We start from the raw sequence: 23,365 nt of genomic DNA, 5'->3' as shown, positions 1-23,365 counted from the left end.
TTTCATGCACTGCAAGTTTTACTCAATCATATTGTAGAACCGCAATTCCCGGGAGATTTTTGATGTTTGATAAATTAATATCAAGCTCTTTATAACTTTTCACATCTTTTTTTGAAACGGTTATAAATGGTTCAACTTTTCCAAATATGAATCCGAGAATGCCCATCACTTTTGTCCTGTAGTGCATCGGTATCACGACCGCCGGACCCAGCTGCTTCATGACTTCCGCTGCACCGCCGGCATCCAGCGTGGCTCTCCCTCCTGCGGGAAGGAACAATATGTCCACTTTCCCGATCTCCCTGATCTGTTTAGGACTTAATCGATGTCCCAGATCGCCGCAATGGCAGACATTTAATCCGTCTATCCTAAACGTATAGACGATATTCTTGCTTCTTTTTGCCCCGGAAACGTTGTCGTGAAAGGTCGGTATGCCTTTAATGTCGATGCCTTCCTGCAAAAAAACTCCCGGGTCCTTGATAAGGGCAAAGTCCCCCCTTAACCGCGCCGACATTGTTGTGGTCGCTGTGATTATGACTGACGGTGACGATGTCCGCGTCAATCTCCGACAGTTTATAGCAGAACAGCTTAACCGGATCCATGACGATCTTTGTGCCGTTTTCAGCGGTGATTCTGAAGCACGACTGCCCAAACCATTTTATGTTCATGTTCCACTCATTCCTTTGCTGTTTTTTGCTTTGAAATGCTTTCTGTGCTTTTTTCAAGAATGATAAATACAGGGCAAACGCAATTGCAGCACATAGAAAATCGAGGATCGGCTGCACCATCATCAGGTCCGTCATGGGAATCAGTATATTCATAAGAATCATCAACGGCACGTCGATGATACCCTTACGGAGCAGAGACAGAAGCAGCGCTTTCCGTCCCTGACCCGTTGCCTGAAACAACGCCGTAAATAAAAGCGCGATTGAGATGAATGGCAATTTCACTGACCGGCAAACCGCCCCAAACCCTGCGACTATTGTTGCGTCACCGTCGCTACCGCTCCTGTTCCTTATTTTTCTGCGCGACCGTCAGACCGAGCAGACGGTCGATGTTGGCTTTTGCCGTGACAACCTCCTGCATGTCTTTTCGTACCGCGCGGTACTCCTTATATGCGGCCCGTTTCTCTGCCGCCAGCTTTTAATATTCGGCTTTGAGCGTATCCACCTATTTCAGATCGAATATCTTCGCCCACCGCTCATACACTGGGCCTTTCCCGGCCCTCATTCTGAACTGAACATCTATAATCAGGTTTACCTTGCGCGCCGCCGCGCCCATGTTTCACAATGTTCTTCAATCGGGTAGCGGTGTGCTACATCACGGCAAGTAAGAAATGGCGTAGCTTCTACGCTACGCCATTCTTCTGAATATATATTGTCTTATCGAGGACTAACTTATGTCAGCCTGCTTTTGTCTTTATGAACACTCAAGGTTCATTTAGGGTGGTGCGGCAGATGGGACTTGAGTCCACGGTTACTGCCATCCAATTTTACCAAAACATTTTATGAAAGGTTTTATAAGTTTATTAAGTCTTCACGTTTTTAAAAATGGCCATAATTGCAATTTCATAACTGTCATATCTGGTAAATACCGTGAGTTTTTTGTACATTGGGTAGAAATTGCATTCAAAGAAGTTCTCGGTATTAGTGAAGGTTCTCACATTAATACTTCGAATGCATCGGAATAGGTCTGAAAGTCCAGTTTCCACAAATATTACCTATTTCTGGGGCTTCGTTATAGATTCGGATTTTGTATAAATCTTTTACTGCTTTGATCGTACAGCATGAAGTTTTGTAAACGGCAGGTAGTCTCCTAAATAAGGGGTGTAACGGCTGAAACCTTCCGCATAGCGGATGATGCGCCGCCCCCTTGCCCAGTCGGTAGCTTGTATTCCTCGGGTCAAGGCACATCTCGTATAATATTCCACCAATTGCGGCTGTGCTTCAAACCTGCGTATGGCTTCCATTTTTTGTTCAAAGGTATCTTCAATATCAACATAAGTATCCATTTTGAACTCATTGAATTCAGAGTGCGGGATTGTAGATTCGAACAGAAAAATATCCGGAATAAAATGGGACGGCGTATTAGGCTGCGCTCCCAACATACCGGCGGCGCTGACGGCGCGGATAACCGCCTTTGCAGTTACTTCGTGATCAAAATTAAACGGGTCTTTTATCCAATGGGTCAATATCACGTCGGGACGCAGATGTAATATGCGATGTCCTAAATTGCGTATTTGATCAGTGTTTAAGTCCAAAGGATAATCCCGAAAATCAAAAAATTCTATGGAGTCCACACCAATTACGGCCGCTGCAGCGCGCGCCTCATTTTTTCTGCATTCTTTACAGGCCTCGACGGTGCTTTCCGGGTTGTTCTTCCAGTAGCCTCCTGATTCTCCGTGTTCGCCAAACGTAAAGGCAAAAACAGTAACTTTGCAGCCCGCCTTTATATATTTGATCAGTGTCCCACCGCTTCTGGTGCACCAGTCGGCAGCATGCGCGCTTACTACCAATATCTTTTCGGGAATCATCAGCCATTACTCCTTTTCAGAAATCTAATATTGCAGATGCCGATCGCTTTATATTCACATATTGAAGATCGAAACAATCCCTCAGACATAAGAAACATCCGGGGGACTGTTTGGCAAAAGCCTCTTCGAACTGGAGATGAAAAGGCTCCGCAACTCTAGCTAATTTCATGATGACACTCCTTTACCCACGCCGTATAGATTATTTGTTCACGACATTAGTCGGCGCTCCGGAAACAAAAGCTTTTAAATTCTCAACCGCAATGTCCATTAATCTCTGACGGCTCTCTTTGGGCGCCCAGGAAATATGGGGCGTGATGATGCAGTTTTTCGCATTTAAAAGCGGATTGTCGCCCTGAATCGGTTCGGTTGACACAACATCCAGCCCCGCGGCGTAAACTTTCCCGCTGTTGAGTGCATCCGCAAGGTCCTGCTCTACAATGAGCGGGCCTCTGGAGTTGTTCAGAATAATAACGCCGTCTTTCATCTTCGCGATGGTATCTTTGTTAATAATTCCCTGTGTTTCGGGAAATAGGGGGCAATGCAGTGCGATCACATCGGATTTTTGCAGCAGTTCGTCCAGCGCTGCGTATTTGCAGGTGTCACTTTCCAGCGCGAGGTTTTTATAGGCGTCGTGTGCAAGCACATTCATGCCAAGAGCCTGAGCCAGCCTGCCGGTTGCCTGCCCGATGCGGCCAAACCCGATGATTCCCATCGTTTTGTTCGCCAATTCAATCAGGGGATAATCCCAGAAGCACCAGTCCGCGTTATTTTCCCAGCGCCCCGCATACACCGCGTCGCTATGATGAGCAACATGATGGCAAATTTCCAGCAGCATTGCGATCGCGAACTGCGCAACGGCGCTGGTCCCGTAAGTCGGGATATTGCATACCGGAATGCCCTTTTCCTTTGCTGCGGCTACATCCACTACATTATAGCCTGTGGCAAGCACACCAACATACCGGATGGAAGAGCATGCGTCAAATACTTCCCTGGGGATAGGCGTTTTATTTGTAATGACCGCCTGCGCGTCCCCAATTCTTTTGATTACTTCTTCGGTGTCTTTCAGAGACGTCCTGTCATATACCGTCAGCTCGCCGAGCGCCTCCATCGGCTTCCAGCTCAGGTCGCCGGGGTTTTCCGTATAACCGTCTAAAACTACAATTTTCATAACCAGAATCCTTTCCAATCAGGCAAGTTCAGTCGTCCAACAATGCCCATGCGCGGTTAATGGTGCGTTTTGTGTTTGCGAGGATAATATCCGCGTCTTCATCTTTCCATGGTTTTACTTCGAGAGAGAGCACATACGGGTTCTGGGCATTGAAAAATCCTTCTTCTTTTAACACCCTGAAGAAATCCAGCAGCTCATCTGTATCATTTGCGCTGTTGGGGAATCCAAAGCGTGGATGCTGGTCCCCATATGCCTCGCAGCCATCTTTTACGACTGCATTTCCAATATGTAAATGTGTAATGTAAGGGCGAAGGGTGCGGACAACGAACCGGCTGGTTTCATAGGTGGTCGGGAAGTGGGAAAGGTCTACCAACAGCCCAAAATTCGGATGGGTTTTCCGCATATCCGCTGCAAATTCAGCCGCGTACGGTGCGGGGCCAATCAAAGCCGCCTTGTCCATGTCATAGTCAAAAACTTCAAGTTCGACCATCATATTCTTAGCCAAGGCATAATCGCAGACAGCGCGGGTCGTTTTCAGCAGCTGTGCATAATGCTCGTCTTTGTGGTCAGGGACCCATTTCCCAGACAGAAAAGCAATCCCTTTTGCGCCAAGATACTCCGCTTCATCCACTGCTTCCAGCAGTGTGTTCTCGGCTTTTTTCCGTTCTTCCTCTTCGAGCGCGTTCGGATTCAGCTTTGGCCCGAGAAGCCTGGGCTGTGCACCGTAGCACACCTTTAAATGCGACTGCGCCAGCAGGTTTTTTGCCTGCTCCCGCAGTGAATCGTCTGCGATTCTGCCGATTTCCAGGGCATCAAAAAATTCATCGCATGCAATCGTCTTAATGGATTCCAGTAATGGATAGGCCGGGTGGCTCATCCACTGGATGGTACCAATTTGGAAATACTTGTGTATGGAATCTCTCATAACCAAAACCCCCTGTAACTTTCTATTTGATCGTTTGCTGCAGACTATTTACTTTTAGCTTTTCATAACATAATCTGTTCGTGCGTTGGTATGTACGTTCCAACCTCCATGCACAATGCGGGTTCAGGGTTTGTAGCCCATCTTTTCTAACTGCTCAATGATGTTGTGACGGCCGGCACTGCGGCTCGCACCCATTGCAATAAAGCCCGCGGCATCATCAAGTGAGGCAATTCCACCGCTCGCTTTGACTTTAATTTTTTCGCCGAAAGCATTCAGCAGCAGTCCAATATCATGTACAGTAGCACGGCCGGGCCCAAAGCCGGTGCAGGTTTTGATAAATTTTGCACCACTGTCAATCGCTATCTGACCGGCGATTAGCTTTTGCTCCTCGGACAGATAGCCGCTTTCGATGATCAGCTTGATATCTACCCCGTAACCGGCAGCCAACTTTGCCATCTGGCGCACTTCATTGCACACAAAAGCATAATCTTCACAAAAAAATTTGTGTAGATTCATGACCATATCCAGTTCGTTGACTCCCGCTTCCAAAGCCAGTTCCGCTTCTTTGAGTTTCGTAGCCGTCATATGGTTCCCCATTGGGAACCCAACGGCAACCTGAGCATGAACTTGGGAGCCTTTTAATCGTTTGGCGACATATTCACCGCAAATTGGAAAAACCGCAACCGCCGCAAAACCATAAAGCAGCGCTTCATCACAGGTTTTTTCGAGCAGTTCCTAAGTGCAATTGGGGACCAGCGCGTTGGAATAGTCAATTTTTGAGAGCACTTCTTTAATAAACGCTTCATCTTGAGGCAGTTTAAGCAATTTCATAAAAATTTTCCCTTTCCATTTCATTATTCGGCCGCACACCGGTCAAGTTCTTTCTGGAATCGCATACATGCGGTGGTAAGGCCATCCGGCTGGTTAAATACGGTGTAAATCCCTGTAATCAGAATATCCGCTCCAAGCCGAACGCTTTTAATCGAGTTTGGGTAGTCGATCGCCCCATCCACCGAAATTAGAAAATCTGTTCCAGCAGCTTTCCGCAGCATGCAGAGTTCTTGAAGACGTCCGATTGCGTCCGGCATAAACACCTGCCCCGCATAGCCCGGCTCGACCGACATCAGTACCACATAGTCGCAAAAATTCACCAATGGCGCAAGCAGAGAAACCGGCTGGGAAGGATTGATGATCACGCCCGCTTTCATCCCGTTGTCACGAATATACTTTAATAGACGCCGGGAAAAGGGGGTGCTGTCAATATGAAAACTCAGATAATCCGCACCATCGCCCGCCATCCGCTCAACATACTCGAATGGATTGGTAACCATCAGATGCACATCCAGCGTGAGCTGAGGATACTTGTCATGGATAGTCTTCACAAAAGAAGTTGGAAACAGGATATTCGGCACATAATTTCCATCCGCAAGGTCGATATGTACAAAGTTCACACCGCCTGCAACCATCTGGTCGATTTGCTCACCGATATTCAAAAGGTTGCAGTTAGCCAGCGATGGAGCATGAATTGCCATATTGATCGCTCACTTTCCAAGGTATTCCCGGAACTGGTCGGCGCGTTGTTTCGCAAGTTTCGAAAGATCTACCACATCGGACATCATAATGATCAGATTGTAACCCTTGTCATAAAGCACTTTGGCTGATTCAAAATTATCCGCCACGGTTGCCAGGAATTTTTTCGAGGGAATGACAAGGTCTTCGATCCGCTTGATGGCCGCTTGTACTTCCAGGCTCGCTATCTGACCCATTTTGCCCATTGAAGTTGAAAGATCCATCGGGCCGATAAAAATCCCATCAAGTTCCTCAATCTCCATGATGCCGGGAAGATTGTCGATTCCAGTCGGGGTTTCGATGGCAACCATGACGAGATTTTCATCATTGGCACGATTGAGATATTGCCCGCGATTCATGCCGTATCCGGCTGCACGAGGACTGCCCGCGATGCCGCGTACCCCATCGGGCGGATATTTACAGCGTGAAACTGCATCGATAGCCTCTTCCTTTGTGTTGACATACGGCACCGAAACCCCCATGACTCCACAGTCGAGGATCCGTTTCAGTGCAACAAGATCGTTCCATGGAGCCCGTGCGAAAGGTGCCGCGCCGGTCGACTTGATTGCCTGACACATGCTGAGTACCGTCTGATAATCAGCTGGGGAATGCTCCACATCAATCACCAACACGTCAAATCCGGCGTTTGCCATAATTTCGGCGGAAATGCTGCTGGCCATATGGAGCCATGCGGCAGAGACTTTGCCTTTTTCCTTGAGTTTGCGTTTCACTTCATTATGATATAGTTCCTGCATATTGATTCTTATCCCCCACTCATTTTTGCATGAATTCAGCAGTCTTATCGGACTCGTATTTCCGGTATAGTTCGGTGGTTTTGATTTGGTCGATCAACACCTGATCATCTCTGGCAAACGGCTTGTTGAAGGCCTCGGCGGCATTAATCAGGTGGTCAACCTTGCCCGTGCCATAAATGACCATGTCGACTCCTTCTTGCATAAGGCACCAGCGCAGCGCGGCGTCAGCGAGCGCTTTGGTGTCGGTGATACCCGCCTCTTTCGCCATCTGAAAGAGTTGTCCTTTCATATAAGCCTCACGGCCAATAACTCCCATACCTTGTGCCTTAGCAGCTTTAAACACCTTATTGCCAGCTTGATGGTCTGCAAAATTGAAATTGATGTAGATGATATCAAAATAACTGGATTCGATCATTCTGAGATAGGTCTCTTCACCTGAGAAGGTGTCAGCGCAGGCGAAGCGAATCAGCCCTTCCTTTTTAAGGGCGGCGATATTGTAACCGAGTTTTTCAAGATATTCCGGATCGTGATCGAACGCGCATTTCATTGGTGCGATATTAAGAAAATCAATCGCATCCCGCTGCAGCAATCTGAGGATTCGTTGAACTTCGGCTCGCAGCAGTTCAAGATTTCCCATTTTAACGTTATTCTTGTCATATGTATAAACCATGCCTTCAGGGCGGGTTTGTACGTAGATTTCGTGCGGCGGGGGCATCTGTTTCAGGTTTCGCCCGAGCGCTTCCTTTTCAGAATCCTGTGTCACATCGAAGAAGTTGATTCCGAGTTCATAGGCATTCTTAAGTACCTTCAAACGATTTTCGTTACCGAACCCTTCAAGAATCATACCAGGCGTGGTACTTTTCTGAAAGTCCTCATTAAAGCCGCGGGATTTACCATTGGACAGATACTCATGACCGCCCATACCCAGCACCGAAACTTCAACGCCGGTTTTGCCCAAAGCTACAAATTTCATATCCTTCATCCTTTCTAACTGCCTTATGTACCATATATTAACTTTGGCGCCCACAGTATAAGGTCTGGAAAAATGCACAGGACCACCACTTCAAGCATTATTACAGCCAAAAAAGGGATACTTTCCTTTAGAAATTCCGGCATTTTACAGCCGAGCACACCACAAATCGTGTACATTGCAACGCCGACCGGCGGAGTTAAAATACCGGTCGTTACGACGATTGACATAATGATGCCAAAAAAGATTGGATCGAAACCGAAGCTTTTAATCAGGGGCAACAGAATTGGAGTCAGCAGTAAAATAACAACCGAACCCTCCATGAACATACCAAACAGGAGCAGGAATAGGACGACAATAGTCATTACAATCAACGGCTCGCTGGTAATACCGGTGATAAAATTGGTGATCTTCTGTGGGAGCTTGTCGATTGGGATACCGTAGCCGAAGATGCCGGACATCGAGATCATAAACATGATTCCGCCGACATCCACAATTGCCTCTTTAAGTGTTTCAATCAGCTTTGGAATTGTCAGTTCTTTATAGACGAAGAAGCCTACAACCAGCGCATAAACGCATGCGCACGCGCCCACCTCGGACGGAGTAAATAGGCCAAAACGGATTCCGACCAGCAGCAAGACCGGGAAGATCAGCGCCCAGATAGTGTCCTTCAACGAATGGAGAATTTCTTTCAAATTGGCGCGTTTTTCACGCGCAGGTTTGAAGCCCCGCAGACGCGCGGTAATCGAAACCGATACCATCAGGATGATCATCATCAAGAGTCCTGCGGCCAGACCGGCGGCAAACAGCCGTCCGATCGAAACTTCTCCGATTGTGCCATACAGAATCATCCCGACCCCTGGCGGGATTGTAGAGGTAATCAGTGAAGTGTAGCCGATAACTGCGCCGGTATAGCCGACCGGATATCCCTGACGCTTCATTTCAGGTCCAAGAATACGCGATTCCATTGCTGCATCCGCGTTTGAGGAACCGGAAACGCCGCCCATAAGAGATGAAAGCACAACGCTCACCTGTGCCATGCCGCCGCGCATATGTCCGCACAGCAGCATAGAAAGCTTGATAAGGCGGTCGGTAATTCCAGAAGAGTTCATCAGACTGCCTGCAAAGACAAACAGCGGGACTGCTAACAGCGTAATATTCTGTGTCTGAGAGATGGGAAGTTGGACGATCGTGGTTATCGGAAATTCGGGATGCTGTAAAAAAAACGTTGCACCGGAGATTGCGATGGAAAATCCCACAGGTACGCCAATAGCAAGCAGTATGATAAAGGTAATTACTACCACTATCATGCAAGTTCCTCCTTATTTTTGCGGCAAGCCGGCGAACCAGCCTGCCGCAGCATTTCAACTAAACGTTCAAATGGTCGTACATTCATCTTGGTCCTTCAACGTATGATGCATTTTAATTAGGGTAGTGACAGCCATAGACGCACAGGATACCGGGACGCTTAGAGTAACCCAAGTATAGCTTAGGGCAGGAATCCCCTGAAAAGAACGGCTCCAGGTCTTTACCGACTGAATTGCCCCCAGATAAACCATCGCGGCCAGGAACCCCAGACAGATCAGATAGATGATCAGTTTCGTCACCTTCTGGGGCTTGCCGAACAACCGGTTAAAAAGAATGTCGACATTGACCAGTTTATTTGCTCTAAATGCGATATCTGCTCCAAGGAAAGTACTCCAGGTAAACAGAAGCAGCGCAATATCGGTTCCCCAGTTGATTGGACTGCCCAAAGTACGTAACATTGCCGCAAGAAAGATAACGGCGACGCTGGTTACCAGACCAAAGATCGCAAGTGTCAGTTCAATTTTACAGAATGCTTCATAAAATTTCTTCATTATTCCGTTCCTTCCTTCTGTGTGAAGGTGCTCTATTCAGCTGAGCGTCCGAGTTCCGCAAAGATCGCATCACGGGCTTCAATGAGTCCGAGCTCTTCGTAAGCCTTTTTGCTGGATTCCTTGAAAGCTGCAATGTCCATTTGGTCGTACGGAATATACTCCATGCCCGCATCAATCATCGCCTGTTTTGCGGCATCAGTATCTTTTTCCATCTGTTCGGAAACTTCAAGCCCAGCCTTATTGCACTCGTCAAGCAAAATTGTTTGATACTCGGCCGGCAGTTTATTGAACCATTCGGCTGAACAGACCATGAAGTTATTTTGGTAGAAATGCCGGGTTTCCAGAATATATTTTGTAACTTCCTGAATCTTCAGATTATTTGCAGCAATGTAGGGCAGTTCACAGCCGTCTACAACCTTCGTCTGAATTCCGTTGTACATGTCTCCGTAAGGCAGTGAAACAGGCGTACAGCCAAGGGATTTGACGCCTGAGACCCAGATTGGGGCGCCGGCAGTACGAATCTGCATACCTTTGAGCTCAGTCGGGTTGGTACCTTTCTTATTTGAAAAGATATTGCGGTAGCCTTGAACATAAGCGAATGAAATTACCTTGATATTATGCTCATCTTCAAGCTTCTTCTCCCAGCCGGCAATCGTGGGGGAACCCATCAACTCCTTAACCTCGTCCAAATTTTCAAGGAAATACGGGGCAAGCAGGACAGAAAACTCGTTTACATAATTGCCCAGACGAGCAGCATCGGTCTGCCACCCAACATTTGTACCCTGTTTCATCTGTTCAAGAACGTCCTCTTCAACACCAAGCTGGCTGTTGGGATAAACTTCGATGATAAGCTTGCCATTGGTCTTTTGTTTAACAGCCTCGGCCCATTTCAAATAGGCCTGATGAAACGGATCTTGCTCGGTAAGAGTGTGACCAAACAATAATTTATAAGTCCCATCCTCACTGGCATTCTCCACTTGAGTATCCTCTGCTTTACTGTTTTCTGCTTTAGTTTCCTCAGCTTTCGATGGAGCAGAGGAGCTTCCGCCACAAGCGGTAAATAAAGGGATTACCATTGCCAGAGCACAGATCATTGCCAGAGATTTCCTTTTCATTTCATTACCTCCTAAGTTGTTCAAATTAATCATACATCGAGATGAAATCAGGAGTCATCTCATTTGTTCAAATAATATTATAACTTTTCATTAGAGTCAATAGTTTCTTGCCGATTATTTCTATTTTTGTTATATTTCATAATAAATTATCTGTATTTTTGTGAATTTAGTTTTCCACCTGCCGAAAGATGTAGTATTTAATTGGAAAATAACGATTTTCATCCGGGCGTAACAATGAAGAAATGTCATATGTTTTTAAATAACTATTGCAAATATATAATATTTATTTTATAATAAATTTGCATTTCATCATCTTTCATCTGTTCATCCGGCGGTCTGATTTGTGGTATGGTTTTTATGATTATAATCTTACGTCGGCATTTCATCGGTTTAGCCACAAAGGAGTCTTCATATGTCTTATAATAATAATGCAAGCAAGGAAATCAGTGATTTCATTATTCATAACATCCAGTCGGGTATCTGGAAACCAGGGGATAAAATCTGGTCTGAAAGCGAATTCTGTCAAAATCTCGATAAAAGTCGCATTGCTGTCCGGGATGCGATTGCCAGTCTTTCAGCAATTTCTGTCCTCAAAAAGGTCAAAGGATCCGGCACCTATGTTGAAAATCCGGACAACGTTTCTCTCGAAGGAATCCGCTATTTTATTATGGATGACGAGGATACGCTGGAATTAATGGAATTTCGCTATATTATGGATTCTTACTGCACCGAATTGTTTGTAAAACGCGCCACCGATGAGGAAATCAAACAGCTTGAAGAATGCTATTACAATATGTTATCCAATCGCAACGATCTGGAAGCCTACAACTACTATGCAAACGAATTCCATCTTTTGATTGCACGCGGGTGTAAAAATCAATTTATTTCGCGAGTAATGGAGTATCTGCGCGACAATCTGCTGACCCATCAAAACATTCTTTCACAAGACATGCGGATAGAGAAATACCAAATAGGCACTACCTACCACTATCGGATACTTATGGCAATTAAGGACCGAGATCCCGATATGGCAGGTGCTTACTGTCGGCATCACATCCGTAAGTCAATCGATCTTTTCCGCAAAGCGAGTGCTGAAAGTAAGAAAAGTGTAGAAAGCCATACTCAGCCAGAGTAATGCGGTCCACAAATTCATCTACTTTTAAATAAAAAACAGGCCCTGAAAGGCAGGTGGTTGTCTGCCTTTCAGGGCCTATTAAGGCGTGTCTCGAAAATAGGTTATAGATTAAAGCATTTCAATCTACATTATCTTATTATGACGAGTTTGAAATAAGATTTGCCGATATTCGTTTCACAAGCGATTTTACAAAGCAAAAAAACTAGTTCAACTTATAAAGAAATTAGTATATTACCTCGCTATATATACCGGAGCCAATAATCATTTTACTTAAGAAAACCGCTATAGGGTTTACCAGTGAGCAGGCGATCAGGTCAAAGTAAATACGCAAGCCTTCCGGCCGGACGACTCGATAGCGTGAACTACTGCCAATCCCGCTGCAGTTGTGCTGAATTGTTTTTGCTTCATATAAAAAACTCCTATTTTAATTTGCTTGTAAATAGATTATCAAATTGCCTGTCAGACAGTAATCTTTTAAAAGCCAGCACCAGTTTTGCCATATAACCAACGGCATACCGTGTCTTTGGCGCTGGCGATTCAACAATATCGAGGATGGCTTTTGCCACTACAATTGGGTCGAATCGTTTTATGTCACTAATAAACATATTCTCTGTTTGTTTTGCCAGCGCTTCAGCGATATTCTGATATGGTCCGTGACCTGAGACTTCACGCAGCTTTTTTGCGGTTTCTTTCTCAAAATCAGTTTTTATAATGCCGGGCTCTATAATCACAGCGTTTATACCAAATCGCCCGACTTTCTGACGCAGAGTATCCGAAAATGCTTCAAGAGCGTGCTTAGACGCGTAATACCATGCGGCAAGAGGCAGTGATATCACCCGCCTATTGACGAAACGTTAATAATGGTTCCCGACCTTTGTTCACGCATATATGGTAAAACAAGCTGAGTCAGCCTCGCAGATCCAAAAAGGTTCACTTCAAACAACTCGCGGGCTTGTGAGATCGGTATGTCCTCGATCGATCTCGGTAATCTACACCTTTTAGTTTCTTGTAGGACTTTTGCAGCCCATTCACTTGGATTACTTTTTCCATTCCGATATCCCCCTTTACTTTGTTTTATCCGTATCCTTTTTTATGGCTTTGTAAACTTCCTGGTCAACAGATTCCTGATAGATATCAGCATAAGTTTTTGAATCTTTGATCAGATCGTCGCAAAACGCCGCTACGTCACTGCCCGTCACTTCGAGAACGCCTTTCTCCGAGGCCGCGCCCTCCTCAAAAAGATCAACAATCCCTGAGAGCAAGCCCGTCCCTTCGGTCAGCTCAACAGGGCCGACTTTAAAGAGATATTTTTGAATCTCTTTATAAACCGTCTGATAATCTTGCGGGAGCGCTTTGACGCGTGCCACGTGCGCACGCCACTCTTTTTTGCCTTCGATGATATCTTGTATTCTCATTTTATCCTCCTATTTACCTAGTTTTTTAGCGATATGATTGTTGAGTTGCTCGCGCCACTTGTCGCGAATAGACTTTGCCCCCTCTTCGCCGGCCAGCGCTGAGCAGAAGCCTTTGATATCGTCACCCAAAACCTCTTGGACACTCTGACCATCCGCCGCCGCTTCTTCAAGCAGGCCAAGCACACCGTCAAGAATCGGCATGAGGTTGCGACCGGTGAAATCTGAGTGCGGCCAAAGATTCAAACTGATTTTTTCCCATGCCTCTTGATAATCAGTTGGCAGCTTTTTGGCTCGCAAATCAAAAGCTTTTAATTCTTTAGTCATATCGTTTCCTGTGATTTTATCCCAAAAATTCATTATTTTTCCTCCTTCAACTCATTAATTTTCGATGATACGAACTCCCATTTTGCCCAGAATCGGCGCAGTTCTGCGCGCCCTGCGTCGTTGAGCGCGTAAAACTTACGCGGCGGTCCCATATCGGACGGTTTTTTTTCTATGTCCACGAGCTTATTTTTCTCAAGTCGCACCAAGATGGTGTAAACCGTTCCATCAACAACGTCCGTGAAGCCGAGGGCATTCAGCCGCCGTGTGATTTCGTAGCCATAGGTTTCTTTGCGGCTTATAATTTCAAGGACACAGCCCTCAAGCACGCCTTTGAGCATTTCCGTTAGATTTTCCAGCACAGTCGCCCCTCTCTATTCTGTATGACTGGTATGCAGTATCACTTACTATATCTATATAGTAACACGTAGTAGTCGGTTTGTCAATAGCGGTTGCCTTGATTAGGACAGATCTTCCTCTTGGCGGGGAAGCTCATTTTTGATTAATCTAACTTGAATCAAGTTGCTGGATATAGTACAGATTACTGCTCTTGCCGCCGTTCTCACGCCACCGCTGCTCTTTGTGCAGACGTCCGCTTTACTCAAAGTCGGCTATAGCACTCCTGACAGTGTTTCGGGACAGCTTCAGCTCTCTGGCGATGGTACTAATCGCAGGGAAGCATTTGCCGTCCTTGCCAGCATGGTCGCGCAGGTACATATAGACAGATCATGCCCGATGCGACAGTTCGGAGATACAAACAGGTGTAAAGTAGCCCACGGCTTTGATAATAATTTACGCATAACATCAATGTCAGTACGTTCTCATTTTCATATCTCCCATCATGGGACCGCTATATCCGGAATCGGGAGAACTGTTTTTCATCTCCCGCTCCAGCTTCATGGAGTAATTCCCGCTGTCCCAAAAGCCGACATAGATTTCACCGTCCGGCGTTTTGATAGGGCGCTGCTCAAACCTTTCACCGTAGCCGTCTGAATTTTGCCCTTCCATAGAACTTAAGCGCTCCGCGGTTTCTTCTCCGGAGAGAGCATCCTTCAGTCCTGCGGTCATGATTTCCCACAGCTCGCTGTCGACAACCTCCACTGACGGATACAAGCTGTACACTTTCCCTCTGAGAACTTCGTCGTGAATGTCCTTGGCAAGACCGCGATCATTTTCAAAGTGCCGGTTTTCCTTTCAGAATATTAGATTCCTGATACCGTTGGCTTTCATCTATGAATATTTTTTTGGTTTCATTATCAAAAGGGTCGAAACCACATACCCGACTAGTTAGTAAATAATATGACATACTATTGTCATGTTATTTATTTTATAATGCAATTGAGGTACAGAATATACACGATATAATGCAAAATGGATTAACTAAAATTTCCATTAAATATCAAAAAATAACTTGACCCGATGTTGTCATATTATAGTTGTTACAATTGGAGTATGGAAACCAGCCTCATACATTATAATAAAAAAGGAGGCTCTTTAATTAGCAAGTTAAGCCATATAACTTTTGATTCAAAGCAACTTGAATGAACGCGTGTTCTTGTAATCGGCGGTACTATAGGAGGAATAGGCAAAGCAATTGTTATACTCACTAAATAAAAACATCTCATTAAAATACTAAATAATAACTAGGAGGGATTTTATGAATCAGAACATTTGTTTAGGCGATATCATAATCGATTGTGACGATGCCCAAAAGCTACGTGGGTTTTACGTAGAACCTCTTGGCTGGAAAATATGAGTACCAATTTGCCGAAGACAATCGAAACATATTTCCGTGCATTGAATATTTACGACAGCGAATTACTGGCGGAATGCTTTACAGAGGATGCAACCTTTAAGGACGAAGGGAAAGAATATCAGGGACCTGATGCCATCAAGGCTCATATCATAGAAATAAATAACAATCCAAAGGTTGAAACCGTGGTTACCAATTCGGTTGATTTAAACGGCGAAACGATAGTAACTGCTATTGTTTCTGGTAATTTTGATGGGAGCCCTATTCAACTGAACTTTCATTTTACTCTTGCCAATCAAAAAATCACTTTGCTAAACATCGTTTTGGCAGGTGAATAAAGACAAAATAAAGTTTTGTCACACTTAATGTTATCTATACCCCCACCTATAATGCAAAGCATACCGCCATCAACAGCACATTCGGTAATCCGATATCTTCCGGGAGGTATTGCAGGTTGATATATCTACCTATGCTGCGGACGATACCTTTGGCGTGAAGAACGGTTCTTTTCGCCTTTTTGCTTCACATCCAGTATCCGCTCTTTCAGATTCTCAATGCTGAAGACCCGTTTTGTCCGTATAGTGATGATGTCTATGATGGTGCTTACAATCACCTTTGGAAGGGTCAAGAAAAAGTGGGCATGTCGAAAGAACCAGTGTGTCTCGCAATTGAGTGTGCATTGCCCAGCCGGTAACTTTCCTTGAATAAAGCTTATTGGTGACTATGTCTATTTTATAATTATGAACGTATTCAGCTTAAATCAAAGCTGACACCGTATCAAAAACGATGCCAGCTTGCATAATTCTATGAAATTCTACGATAGTGCCTTTTATTCTCTGTCTGTTCCATCGGGTTCCGTTCACACCAGGGCATGCTTTTTAAAAAATTCTTTTGCAGGTGACATCTTTAGATGGGCAGTACTCCTGTTAATGTGCTGACAACAATCATCCAAAATGCCACGCCAAGTGCCCAAGGTACATAAGCTTTAACAAGTTTGGCATATTTTACTCCGAACAGCGCCAGAATAATAAACTGATTCACCTCGGTGGGAGTTACACCATCTGTTGCACAACATTCGGGATGTTTGAGGACATCACTACCCAAGACATCACCAAAAAACTGGCAATAATAAGCAGAATGGAAGCGGAATTCACAGTAGTCTTGAGCAGAGTCTGCAAAAGTGTTTTCAACGTGAGTTCCTTGTACACAAAAAAGCCAAGAATTACAGCATAAATGGCTGCGAGGATGCCCCCCTCAGTGGGTGTGACAATACCCATTGTTGAAGCTTTACCGAACCCTGCGTTTGACGCAGGGTTTTCTTATACAAGAAAAGGGCACATTATTATGCACCCTTTTCTTTATGCGGTATTTCAATTTAAGTATACACTAGACCTGTAATAATTTATGCACCGATAATCCTGCGCGCACTGCAAATGAAATCGTTACGTTTTGCCGCCAGCGTGTCCATGTCCTTTTTATTCCAATCATAGATTCCGCGTCCGGTTTTATAGCCTAAATTTCCGTTCTGGACAAGCGCGAGCAGATAGTCGTTACAGGTTTGAGCATCACTGATTTCCGGGAGCACCGTATTCTGCACCGAGACAGCGAGGTCAAGGCCGACCGAATCAATATGTTCCAGCGGACCCCAGACGGGGAAACGGATTCCCATTCCCATCTTGACAGCAGTATCAACGTCTTCGGGAGTGGCCAGTCCAGTGGCTACGATATTAACTGCTTCTCGGATGACCGCCTGCAGAATTCTATTGGCAAGCTGTCCAGGAGTATCACGTTTGACAAGAACCGGGGCTTTCCCCCAGCCCTTTAAGGTCTGTATCGTTTTCTCTGCCATTGCGCGGTCGGTCTTTTCCCACATGACAACCTCGACGAGAGGGACTAAATGTGCCGGAAACCAGAAATGGGCAGTCATCGTCCGCTCAGGATGCAAATGCGCCTTGGCCGCAATATCGGTGATACGCAGACCGGAAGTGTTTGAAAGAATAGGAACCTCTGCCGGCAGCAACCGGTCAAGTATTTCGAAAAGTGTCTGCTTTGCCTCCAGATTTTCAACAATCGCCTCGATAACCAAGTCTGCACCTGTCAGCGATTTTTGGGTATCACAGCCTGCGCTGAGCAGCAGCTGAGCGGCTTGTCGTGCTTCCGAGGTAGTGAGCCCCTGACTGACCAATTCATCAATACTGGTACGCGCGGCCTCTATACCGTTCTGCGCGCGCTTCGGGTCCAAATCCACCAGTAAGGTTTGATTGCCAGCCAGCGCACTGATAGCAGCGATTCCACTGCCCATTAGCCCGCTGCCAAAAATAACAGTCTTCATGTTTGTTCCTCTTTTCCTGCGGTTGCTACATAATTTCCAAAACCAGACCATCAGAGAGTCGGAGCCAGTTTTCCCCTCTGGCCAATGATCCGATTCCAAGCGATTGGGCCATAGAAATGGCCTGTTCGGCATTTTCGGGCTTGAGTGCCAAATGCGCGAGCGTGCATTCCGAATCTTTACTTCGGATTAACTGCAGATCCCCATCCAGCCATACCTGATCAGGCCGTTGAGGGTCTCCTTCCGAAAGAGTGACTGACATGCCGAAAACGTCCCGGAAAAAGGAGAGATACCATTCAAGATCCTGCACATACAGCGCTGTGTGGTGATGTTGTGCCGCATTCATATTTTCATCTTCCTCCTTAATCATTTATTACTGCGATTTTGACACAGACAGGATTAGGAACAGCAGTCTGTGAAATAAGACGTAACCGGCCAGTAGCGGGTTCGATTGCGAAAAGCGACAAGTTGTCGGAATTCTGATTCGCCGCCAGCAAGAATCTTCCTGTCGGATCCAAAGCGAAACTGCGAGGAACGAGTCCTCCGGAAGAAACTTGTTCGACCGGATTTAACGTGCCGTCACTGCGGATCCGGTAAACAGCGAGGGTACCATTTCCACGGTTCGACCCATAGAGAAAGTTTCCATCCGGAGAGATATGGATGTCAGCGCAGGTATTTTCCCCCGTGAAATTCCCGAGCAATGTAGGTACGGCTGTGCCGAGCAGCGCAAGCCGACCGGTACGGGCCTCGAGGGCATAGGCCTGAACAGTACTGTCCAATTCATTAATTACGTAGAGACGATTGCCGTCCGGGTGCCATACCGCGTGGCGGGGGCCTGTCCCCGCTTTCGTGTCCATCGAAAGATCTGGCCGTACATTTAACCTGCCCGACGAACAATCACACTCATAAACCTCCAGTCGGTCAGTCCCCAGATCCAGCGCATAGGCCAGCCGATTATCCGATGAGAGCAAAAGAGAATGCGCGTGCGGCCCGCTCTGCCGGGTGGGATGCAGGCTGCCGCCGGAATGCTGCACAAGTTGGCTTCTCGGTCTCAGGCTGCCGTCGGCAGCGAGTGGGAAAACCGCTATACTCCCGCTCCCGTAATTGCAGACATAGACCTGCGTGCGCGCATCATTGACCGTTACATAGCAAGGGTCGATCCCGCCCGTATACTGTCGGTTCAAAAAGGAAAGTGCGCCGTCCTCTCCGATCAAAAAGGCGCTGACTGTTCCACCAAAGACCTCATCGGACTCTTTACGTTCATTGGCCGCATACAGTATCTTATGATCAGAGGATATTGCCAGATCAGATGGATTAATTGATCCGGCCGGTGTAGAAGCTGAGATAAGGTCGCCCGTATTGACATCCATGCGATAATGATAAATTCCTTTGCCCTGTCCATAGACAATCTTTCCGCTGGCGAAATGGATTTCTTCCGTATAGGTACCGATATAAACATGATATTCCATCTCAAAGTCTCCTTATCCGCGATAGCCGGTGAGGCGTGGAAGCCAAAGAACCATGTCCGGCAGATAGGTAAAAATGAGAAGTACGCCAATTTCCACAGCCAGATACACCAGGATCTTTCGACTAACTTCTTCCACTTTTACTTTAGCAATACCACTGGCAACAAACAAATTTACCGCGAGCGGTGGAGTGATCATACCAATCGAGGTATTGACAATCATAATAATGCCAAACCAGACCGGATCTAATCCAAGTGAAAGTATAATCGGCAGCATTACCGGAGCGATCAGCAGGATAATCGCGGAGCTCTCCAGGAAGCATCCAAGGAAAAGCAGAATCACATTAATAAAAAGTAAAATAACAATTTTGCTGCTTAGAGTCGAGAGCACCGCATTGGATATCGCAGTCGCAATCCCATTGGAGGTCATCAGCCACTGGAAAGGCGAGGAAGCTGCTACCACAATCATGATCATCGCCGTTGTCTGAGCGGATTTGACCAAGATCACAGGGATGTCACGGAGCCGAAGTTCCTTATAAATAAAGAGACTGACGATGAAGGCATACAAGCAGGAAACCGCCGCCGCCTCGGTAGGGGTGCAGACTCCGCCGTATATACCGCCTAGAATGATTACCGGCATCAGCAAAGCAAAGAACGCGTCCTTGAAGGAAATCCAGAGCATTTTAGGAGTAATCTGAACATTGCGTGCAGGCTCAAACTTACGGCAGCGCAGGATATTAGTCACGATCAAAACTGCCGCAAGAACCAATCCGGGTACGATACCGCCCATAAAAAGTGCCGAAACCGAGGTCGAGGTGGTAATGGCATAGATAATCATTGTTACGCTTGGCGGGATAATAACGCCCAGGGTTCCAGCGGAGGCCGCCACTGCTGCCGCTTCCTCAGGCGGATAACCCTCCTCCTGCATCTGCGGGATCATAATTCCGCCGATGGCCGATACAGTTGCCGCATTAGAACCGGAGATGGCCCCAAAAAACGCTGCCCCGCCCACCGTGATGCAGCTTAAACTGGCGGGAACTTTGCCAAGCAGGGATCGTACAAAACCGATTAAGCGTTTGGAAATGCCGCCGTATTCCATCAGGTTTCCGGCCAGGATGAAGAAAGGCACGGCAGCGTTGCTAAAGCTGTCCAGGGAGATGAACAGCCGCTGCACAATCATCTGGAAATAAGCGAAGTTCCCGCCAACCCAGACGCATTGGAAAACCGCAATGATCAACGCCACCGCAATCGGGACACCTAAGGCCAGACAGATCATCAGCGCAATAAACAGCATCGCGGACATTAGCACTCGCCTCCTTTCAGATGTTCCCGGGCAATGCCGACTATATTGCCGATCTCAAAGATCACCCCTTGGAAGACCATCAGTCCACAGCCCGCGGGGACCGCCATGTACATCCCCCACATGGGCCAATGCATGGCGGGGGATACCTGTCCCATCGCGTTGAGTTTCTGAATGAAATCGGCCGAAATAGCGATCAGGATCACATACATCACATTGGTCAAAATCAACTTGACCCCAAGCATGATGAGCTTAAGGGTATAGGGAGCGCTGTCGATCAGAACGTCAATTTTAAAATGAGTATCGTTCTTGGACGCCGCGCCTGCGCCGATAAAGACCAGCCAGATCAGCAGATACCGGGTCAGTTCGTCGGGCCACGACAGCACCGCGAGCTGGGTATAGCGGCAGAAAGCCGCAAGCAGTACAACTGCCAGCATCAAGATCAGAAGAACCGATATCAGCGTATTCTGCACCCTGTATACAGCTCCATATAACTTTTTCAAGGAGACAACATCCTTTCTTATGCAGCTGCCCGGAATTTTTCGATCAGTTCCGGATTGATCTTGTCTTTATAAACATCGTACACACCGGCTGTAGCGGCCGCCCACTTGTCCTTGTCCACCTCGTAAAACTGAGCGCCTTTACTTTTCATGTCTTCCATCAGCGATTCGTCCAGATCGGCGCAGTAGTTTCGTTCCCATTCCATCGCTTCCTTTTCCGCCTTGTCGAAAGCTTCGCGGATATCTGTTGGCAGCCCCTCGTAGAAAGCCTTGTTTACCAGGAATGGAGCAGCGGAATAAAAATGTTCGGTCAGCGAAATGCTGGGATTTACCTCATAGACTTTGTTCATGCTGATGGACACCATGACATTTTCGTGTCCGTCCACTGTGCCCTGCTGCACCGCAGTCAGGAATTCACTGATCGACATTGGGGTAGGCGTTGCACCGAGCTCTTTGAAGGTTTCCATATGCACCTCATTTTCCATGGTGCGAATTTTCATTCCCTTCATATCCTCCGGGTTGATGATGGGTTTGACGCTGGTGATATAGCGGAAGCCATTGTCCCAGAAATTGACTCCCCGAATACCGATATTTTCAAGCTGATCGAGCATAGAGCGTCCGACCTCACCATCCAGCAGCGGGAAAGCTTTTGCCTTGTCGCGAATCAGATAGGGCAGGTCGAGGACCATAAAGTCTGGTACGAAGTTTGGCAGAGGGCCGGTAGAAACAACTCCCACTTCGATGGTGCCCAGTCCTACCCCCTCGACGATTTCGCGTTCAGAACCGAGCTGTGAGTTGGTGTAAACCTGAAAATCGACAGCCCCGTCTGTATATTTTTCGATGGCCTCTTTCATTTTCATGAGGCCCTTGGTGTGCGCTCCCTCCTCATTGGCGGTTACTGCGGCTTTGATTACGATTACTCCAGGTTTGACAGAGCTATCGGCCGGCGGAGTGGCGGATGTCTCCGCCGGGGCACTGGATGATGGAGCGGAGGCATTGAGTTGTCCGCTTTGGCAGGCGGTCAGTGACAGAATGAGCGTAGAAGCCAGCAGAAACGAAATCATACACTTTTTTTTCATAATGAAATACCCCTTTCATCTACTGTTTTATATCTTATCTTTTTCGTTTGTGTTACGCAATAGAGTTACGCGAGCTTATGCAGCCGTGCAACCACCTCATCTCCAAACTGACTGGTAGAAACGTTGCCTTTCAAATCCTGAGTGAATATCCCGTCCGCGAAGGTGTTGGTGACCGCCTGTTCCAAAAGTCCGGCCGCCCGTATCAGATTTTCGTCGCCGTATCGTTTGCCCAGCCATTCAAGCATCATCTTTCCGGAGAGGATGGCCGCTGTCGGATTGACTATGTTTTTCCCGGCAAGTGTCGGTGCAGTACCATGAGCAGGCTGAAACATCGCGTGTTCCAGACCGATATCTCCAGATGGAGCCATCCCCATTCCGCCGACGAACGCAGCGGCCATATCCGACATAATATCGCCGTGCATATTCTCAAACATAATTACGTCGAAATTTTCCGGATGCTGTACCAACAGCAGGGCAAGCGCGTCAATCATCATGGCCTCGGAGTCCACTTCGCCGGCATAATTTTGCGCCACCTCACGGAAAATCTTGCGCAGGAACGCGAAGGAACGGAAGACATTGCCCTTTTCTGCGCAGGTGACTATCTTTTTGCCGTCGGAAACCCTTCCGTTTCGGCCCTTTGCCAGCTCAAAAGCAAAATTGGAGATCTTTTCACTTCCCTGCCTGGTGATTACCTGGGTATCAGTAGCGACACAGTCACGGCAATAGATCCCGCCGCCGTAACTGGCAAACAACCCTTCGCAGCTTTCGCGCAGGACGATGAAGTCGATCGCGTCATGCGGGGCAAGCGCCGAAGGCACCCCTGGATAGAGCTTGATTGGCCGTACACCTGCGAACAGGTCCAAGCCGAATCGAAGTTTAAACATGACATGCCCTGAAACCTCAGTACCATTTTCATCCAAAACTAGCGGACCCGGTTCGGTCTGTCCAATCGCACCCATGAAAATGGCATCCGCTGCCTTACATTCTTCGTAAACCTTCTCTGAAATCGCCTTTTTGCACTTCAGATATTGGCCGACACCCGCGTCGTACGTCTGGATGTCCAACGAGAATCCATCTGTAACTTCAGCCGCCGCTCGCAGGACTTTAAACGCCTCGCGGGTCACCTCGCTGCCGACACCGTCTCCAGGCAGCGCTGCGATATGATAGCTTTTCAATT

General features: G+C 47.0%; 28 protein-coding genes and 3 pseudogenes. 2 read left to right on the top strand and 29 right to left on the bottom strand.

Going from position 1 to position 23,365, the window contains the following annotated elements; genetic code table 11:
* Positions 1-22 precede the first annotated feature (22 nt).
* From C1A10_RS05010 to C1A10_RS04955, 13 genes and pseudogenes are all read right to left on the bottom strand, one after another.
* Positions 23-457 (bottom strand): MBL fold metallo-hydrolase, encoded by a 435-nt coding sequence (locus C1A10_RS05010; protein ID WP_278309115.1) that lies wholly within the window; start codon positions 455-457, stop codon positions 23-25.
* Positions 435-947 carry an MBL fold metallo-hydrolase gene (locus C1A10_RS18835; RefSeq protein ID WP_278309114.1) on the bottom strand — a complete coding sequence of 171 codons (513 nt, stop codon included), beginning with the start codon at positions 945-947 and terminating at the stop codon, positions 435-437. The genes C1A10_RS05010 and C1A10_RS18835 overlap by 23 nt, the downstream gene beginning before the upstream one ends.
* A gap of 49 nt (positions 948-996) precedes the next feature.
* Positions 997-1,272: pseudogene (locus C1A10_RS18875) on the bottom strand (hypothetical protein); the annotation flags it as partial.
* 490 nt (positions 1,273-1,762) lie between these two features.
* Entirely contained in the window at positions 1,763-2,530 is a 768-nt protein-coding gene (locus C1A10_RS05000) for a PIG-L deacetylase family protein (protein ID WP_101909205.1), read from the bottom strand.
* A gap of 199 nt (positions 2,531-2,729) precedes the next feature.
* Positions 2,730-3,698 (bottom strand): D-2-hydroxyacid dehydrogenase, encoded by a 969-nt coding sequence (locus tag C1A10_RS04995; protein WP_101909204.1) that lies wholly within the window; start codon positions 3,696-3,698, stop codon positions 2,730-2,732.
* A gap of 28 nt (positions 3,699-3,726) precedes the next feature.
* A complete protein-coding gene (locus tag C1A10_RS04990; protein WP_101909203.1) occupies positions 3,727-4,623 on the bottom strand; it encodes a sugar phosphate isomerase/epimerase family protein in 897 nt (298 codons plus the stop codon).
* A 123-nt stretch (positions 4,624-4,746) separates the two neighbouring features.
* Positions 4,747-5,355 (bottom strand): deoxyribose-phosphate aldolase, encoded by a 609-nt coding sequence (gene deoC / locus C1A10_RS04985; protein WP_101909202.1) that lies wholly within the window; start codon positions 5,353-5,355, stop codon positions 4,747-4,749.
* Between the two features lie 122 nt (positions 5,356-5,477).
* Positions 5,478-6,155: a ribulose-phosphate 3-epimerase gene (locus tag C1A10_RS04980; protein WP_101909201.1), complete on the bottom strand. Its 678-nt coding sequence runs from the start codon at positions 6,153-6,155 to the stop codon at positions 5,478-5,480.
* Between the two features lie 9 nt (positions 6,156-6,164).
* A complete protein-coding gene (locus C1A10_RS04975) occupies positions 6,165-6,947 on the bottom strand; it encodes an HpcH/HpaI aldolase family protein (protein ID WP_101909200.1) in 783 nt (260 codons plus the stop codon).
* A gap of 19 nt (positions 6,948-6,966) precedes the next feature.
* Positions 6,967-7,920 carry an aldo/keto reductase gene (locus tag C1A10_RS04970; protein ID WP_101909199.1) on the bottom strand — a complete coding sequence of 318 codons (954 nt, stop codon included), beginning with the start codon at positions 7,918-7,920 and terminating at the stop codon, positions 6,967-6,969.
* 23 nt (positions 7,921-7,943) lie between these two features.
* The gene (locus C1A10_RS04965; RefSeq protein ID WP_101909198.1) at positions 7,944-9,227 is read right to left on the bottom strand and encodes a TRAP transporter large permease; all 1,284 of its coding nucleotides are present in this window, start codon (positions 9,225-9,227) and stop codon (positions 7,944-7,946) included.
* A 66-nt stretch (positions 9,228-9,293) separates the two neighbouring features.
* Positions 9,294-9,776: a TRAP transporter small permease gene (locus tag C1A10_RS04960; protein WP_101909197.1), complete on the bottom strand. Its 483-nt coding sequence runs from the start codon at positions 9,774-9,776 to the stop codon at positions 9,294-9,296.
* Positions 9,777-9,808: 32 nt separating this feature from the next.
* A complete protein-coding gene (locus C1A10_RS04955; protein WP_101909196.1) occupies positions 9,809-10,891 on the bottom strand; it encodes a C4-dicarboxylate TRAP transporter substrate-binding protein in 1,083 nt (360 codons plus the stop codon).
* 412 nt (positions 10,892-11,303) lie between these two features.
* On the opposite strand from C1A10_RS04955, the gene C1A10_RS04950 reads away from it, so the two are divergent.
* Positions 11,304-12,026, top strand: a complete 723-nt coding sequence (locus C1A10_RS04950; RefSeq protein WP_101909195.1) for a FadR/GntR family transcriptional regulator — start codon at positions 11,304-11,306, stop codon at positions 12,024-12,026.
* A 419-nt stretch (positions 12,027-12,445) separates the two neighbouring features.
* Here the strand turns inward: C1A10_RS04950 and C1A10_RS04945 are convergent, their stop codons facing one another.
* The 7 genes and pseudogenes from C1A10_RS04945 to C1A10_RS04915 all read right to left on the bottom strand — a co-directional run.
* On the bottom strand, positions 12,446-12,862 hold the full coding sequence (locus C1A10_RS04945) for an SDR family NAD(P)-dependent oxidoreductase (protein ID WP_101909194.1): 417 nt from the start codon (positions 12,860-12,862) through the stop codon (positions 12,446-12,448).
* Positions 12,859-12,960, bottom strand: coding sequence for an SDR family NAD(P)-dependent oxidoreductase (locus tag C1A10_RS18930; RefSeq protein ID WP_423241411.1), 102 nt, complete (start codon positions 12,958-12,960; stop codon positions 12,859-12,861). The genes C1A10_RS04945 and C1A10_RS18930 overlap by 4 nt, the downstream gene beginning before the upstream one ends.
* Before the next feature lie 130 nt (positions 12,961-13,090).
* A complete protein-coding gene (locus C1A10_RS04935; protein WP_101909192.1) occupies positions 13,091-13,441 on the bottom strand; it encodes a DUF1048 domain-containing protein in 351 nt (116 codons plus the stop codon).
* Positions 13,442-13,450: 9 nt separating this feature from the next.
* Positions 13,451-13,798 (bottom strand): DUF1048 domain-containing protein, encoded by a 348-nt coding sequence (locus tag C1A10_RS04930; RefSeq protein ID WP_101909191.1) that lies wholly within the window; start codon positions 13,796-13,798, stop codon positions 13,451-13,453.
* Entirely contained in the window at positions 13,798-14,103 is a 306-nt protein-coding gene (locus C1A10_RS04925; protein WP_278309116.1) for a PadR family transcriptional regulator, read from the bottom strand. The genes C1A10_RS04930 and C1A10_RS04925 overlap by 1 nt, the downstream gene beginning before the upstream one ends.
* A 166-nt stretch (positions 14,104-14,269) precedes the next feature.
* Positions 14,270-14,479, bottom strand: a pseudogene (locus C1A10_RS04920) (helix-turn-helix domain-containing protein).
* A 93-nt stretch (positions 14,480-14,572) separates the two neighbouring features.
* A pseudogene (locus tag C1A10_RS04915) lies at positions 14,573-14,956 on the bottom strand (hypothetical protein); the annotation flags it as partial.
* Between the two features lie 558 nt (positions 14,957-15,514).
* On the opposite strand from C1A10_RS04915, the gene C1A10_RS04910 reads away from it, so the two are divergent.
* On the top strand, positions 15,515-15,853 hold the full coding sequence (locus C1A10_RS04910; RefSeq protein ID WP_101909190.1) for a nuclear transport factor 2 family protein: 339 nt from the start codon (positions 15,515-15,517) through the stop codon (positions 15,851-15,853).
* A gap of 568 nt (positions 15,854-16,421) precedes the next feature.
* On the opposite strand, the gene C1A10_RS18415 is transcribed toward C1A10_RS04910, so the two are convergent.
* The 9 genes from C1A10_RS18415 to C1A10_RS04870 form a co-directional block, all read right to left on the bottom strand.
* Entirely contained in the window at positions 16,422-16,619 is a 198-nt protein-coding gene (locus C1A10_RS18415) for a hypothetical protein (protein ID WP_180951055.1), read from the bottom strand.
* Positions 16,568-16,792 (bottom strand): TRAP transporter large permease subunit, encoded by a 225-nt coding sequence (locus C1A10_RS18925; RefSeq protein ID WP_101909189.1) that lies wholly within the window; start codon positions 16,790-16,792, stop codon positions 16,568-16,570. Before C1A10_RS18925 ends, C1A10_RS18415 begins: the two co-directional genes overlap by 52 nt.
* A gap of 125 nt (positions 16,793-16,917) precedes the next feature.
* Positions 16,918-17,847, bottom strand: a complete 930-nt coding sequence (locus C1A10_RS04900) for a 3-hydroxyacyl-CoA dehydrogenase family protein (RefSeq protein ID WP_101909188.1) — start codon at positions 17,845-17,847, stop codon at positions 16,918-16,920.
* Positions 17,848-17,872: 25 nt separating this feature from the next.
* Positions 17,873-18,190 (bottom strand): VOC family protein, encoded by a 318-nt coding sequence (locus tag C1A10_RS04895; protein WP_101909187.1) that lies wholly within the window; start codon positions 18,188-18,190, stop codon positions 17,873-17,875.
* Positions 18,191-18,206: 16 nt separating this feature from the next.
* Positions 18,207-19,313 (bottom strand): lactonase family protein, encoded by a 1,107-nt coding sequence (locus tag C1A10_RS04890; RefSeq protein ID WP_101909186.1) that lies wholly within the window; start codon positions 19,311-19,313, stop codon positions 18,207-18,209.
* 12 nt (positions 19,314-19,325) lie between these two features.
* Positions 19,326-20,612, bottom strand: coding sequence for a TRAP transporter large permease (locus C1A10_RS04885; protein WP_101909185.1), 1,287 nt, complete (start codon positions 20,610-20,612; stop codon positions 19,326-19,328).
* Positions 20,612-21,112 (bottom strand): TRAP transporter small permease, encoded by a 501-nt coding sequence (locus tag C1A10_RS04880; RefSeq protein ID WP_242968836.1) that lies wholly within the window; start codon positions 21,110-21,112, stop codon positions 20,612-20,614. The genes C1A10_RS04885 and C1A10_RS04880 overlap by 1 nt, the downstream gene beginning before the upstream one ends.
* Before the next feature lie 17 nt (positions 21,113-21,129).
* Positions 21,130-22,188, bottom strand: a complete 1,059-nt coding sequence (gene dctP / locus C1A10_RS04875; protein ID WP_101909184.1) for a TRAP transporter substrate-binding protein DctP — start codon at positions 22,186-22,188, stop codon at positions 21,130-21,132.
* A 65-nt stretch (positions 22,189-22,253) separates the two neighbouring features.
* Positions 22,254-23,363 (bottom strand): isocitrate/isopropylmalate dehydrogenase family protein, encoded by a 1,110-nt coding sequence (locus C1A10_RS04870; protein ID WP_101909183.1) that lies wholly within the window; start codon positions 23,361-23,363, stop codon positions 22,254-22,256.
* Between the last annotated feature and the right edge of the window lie 2 nt (positions 23,364-23,365).

It is taken from the genome of Marasmitruncus massiliensis, from assembly GCF_900186535.1.
GTDB classification, from domain to species: domain Bacteria; phylum Bacillota; class Clostridia; order Oscillospirales; family Ruminococcaceae; genus Anaerotruncus; species Anaerotruncus massiliensis_A.
The sequence above is the reverse complement of the archived record's forward strand: the minus strand, read 5'-3'. Positions and strand labels throughout refer to the sequence as shown.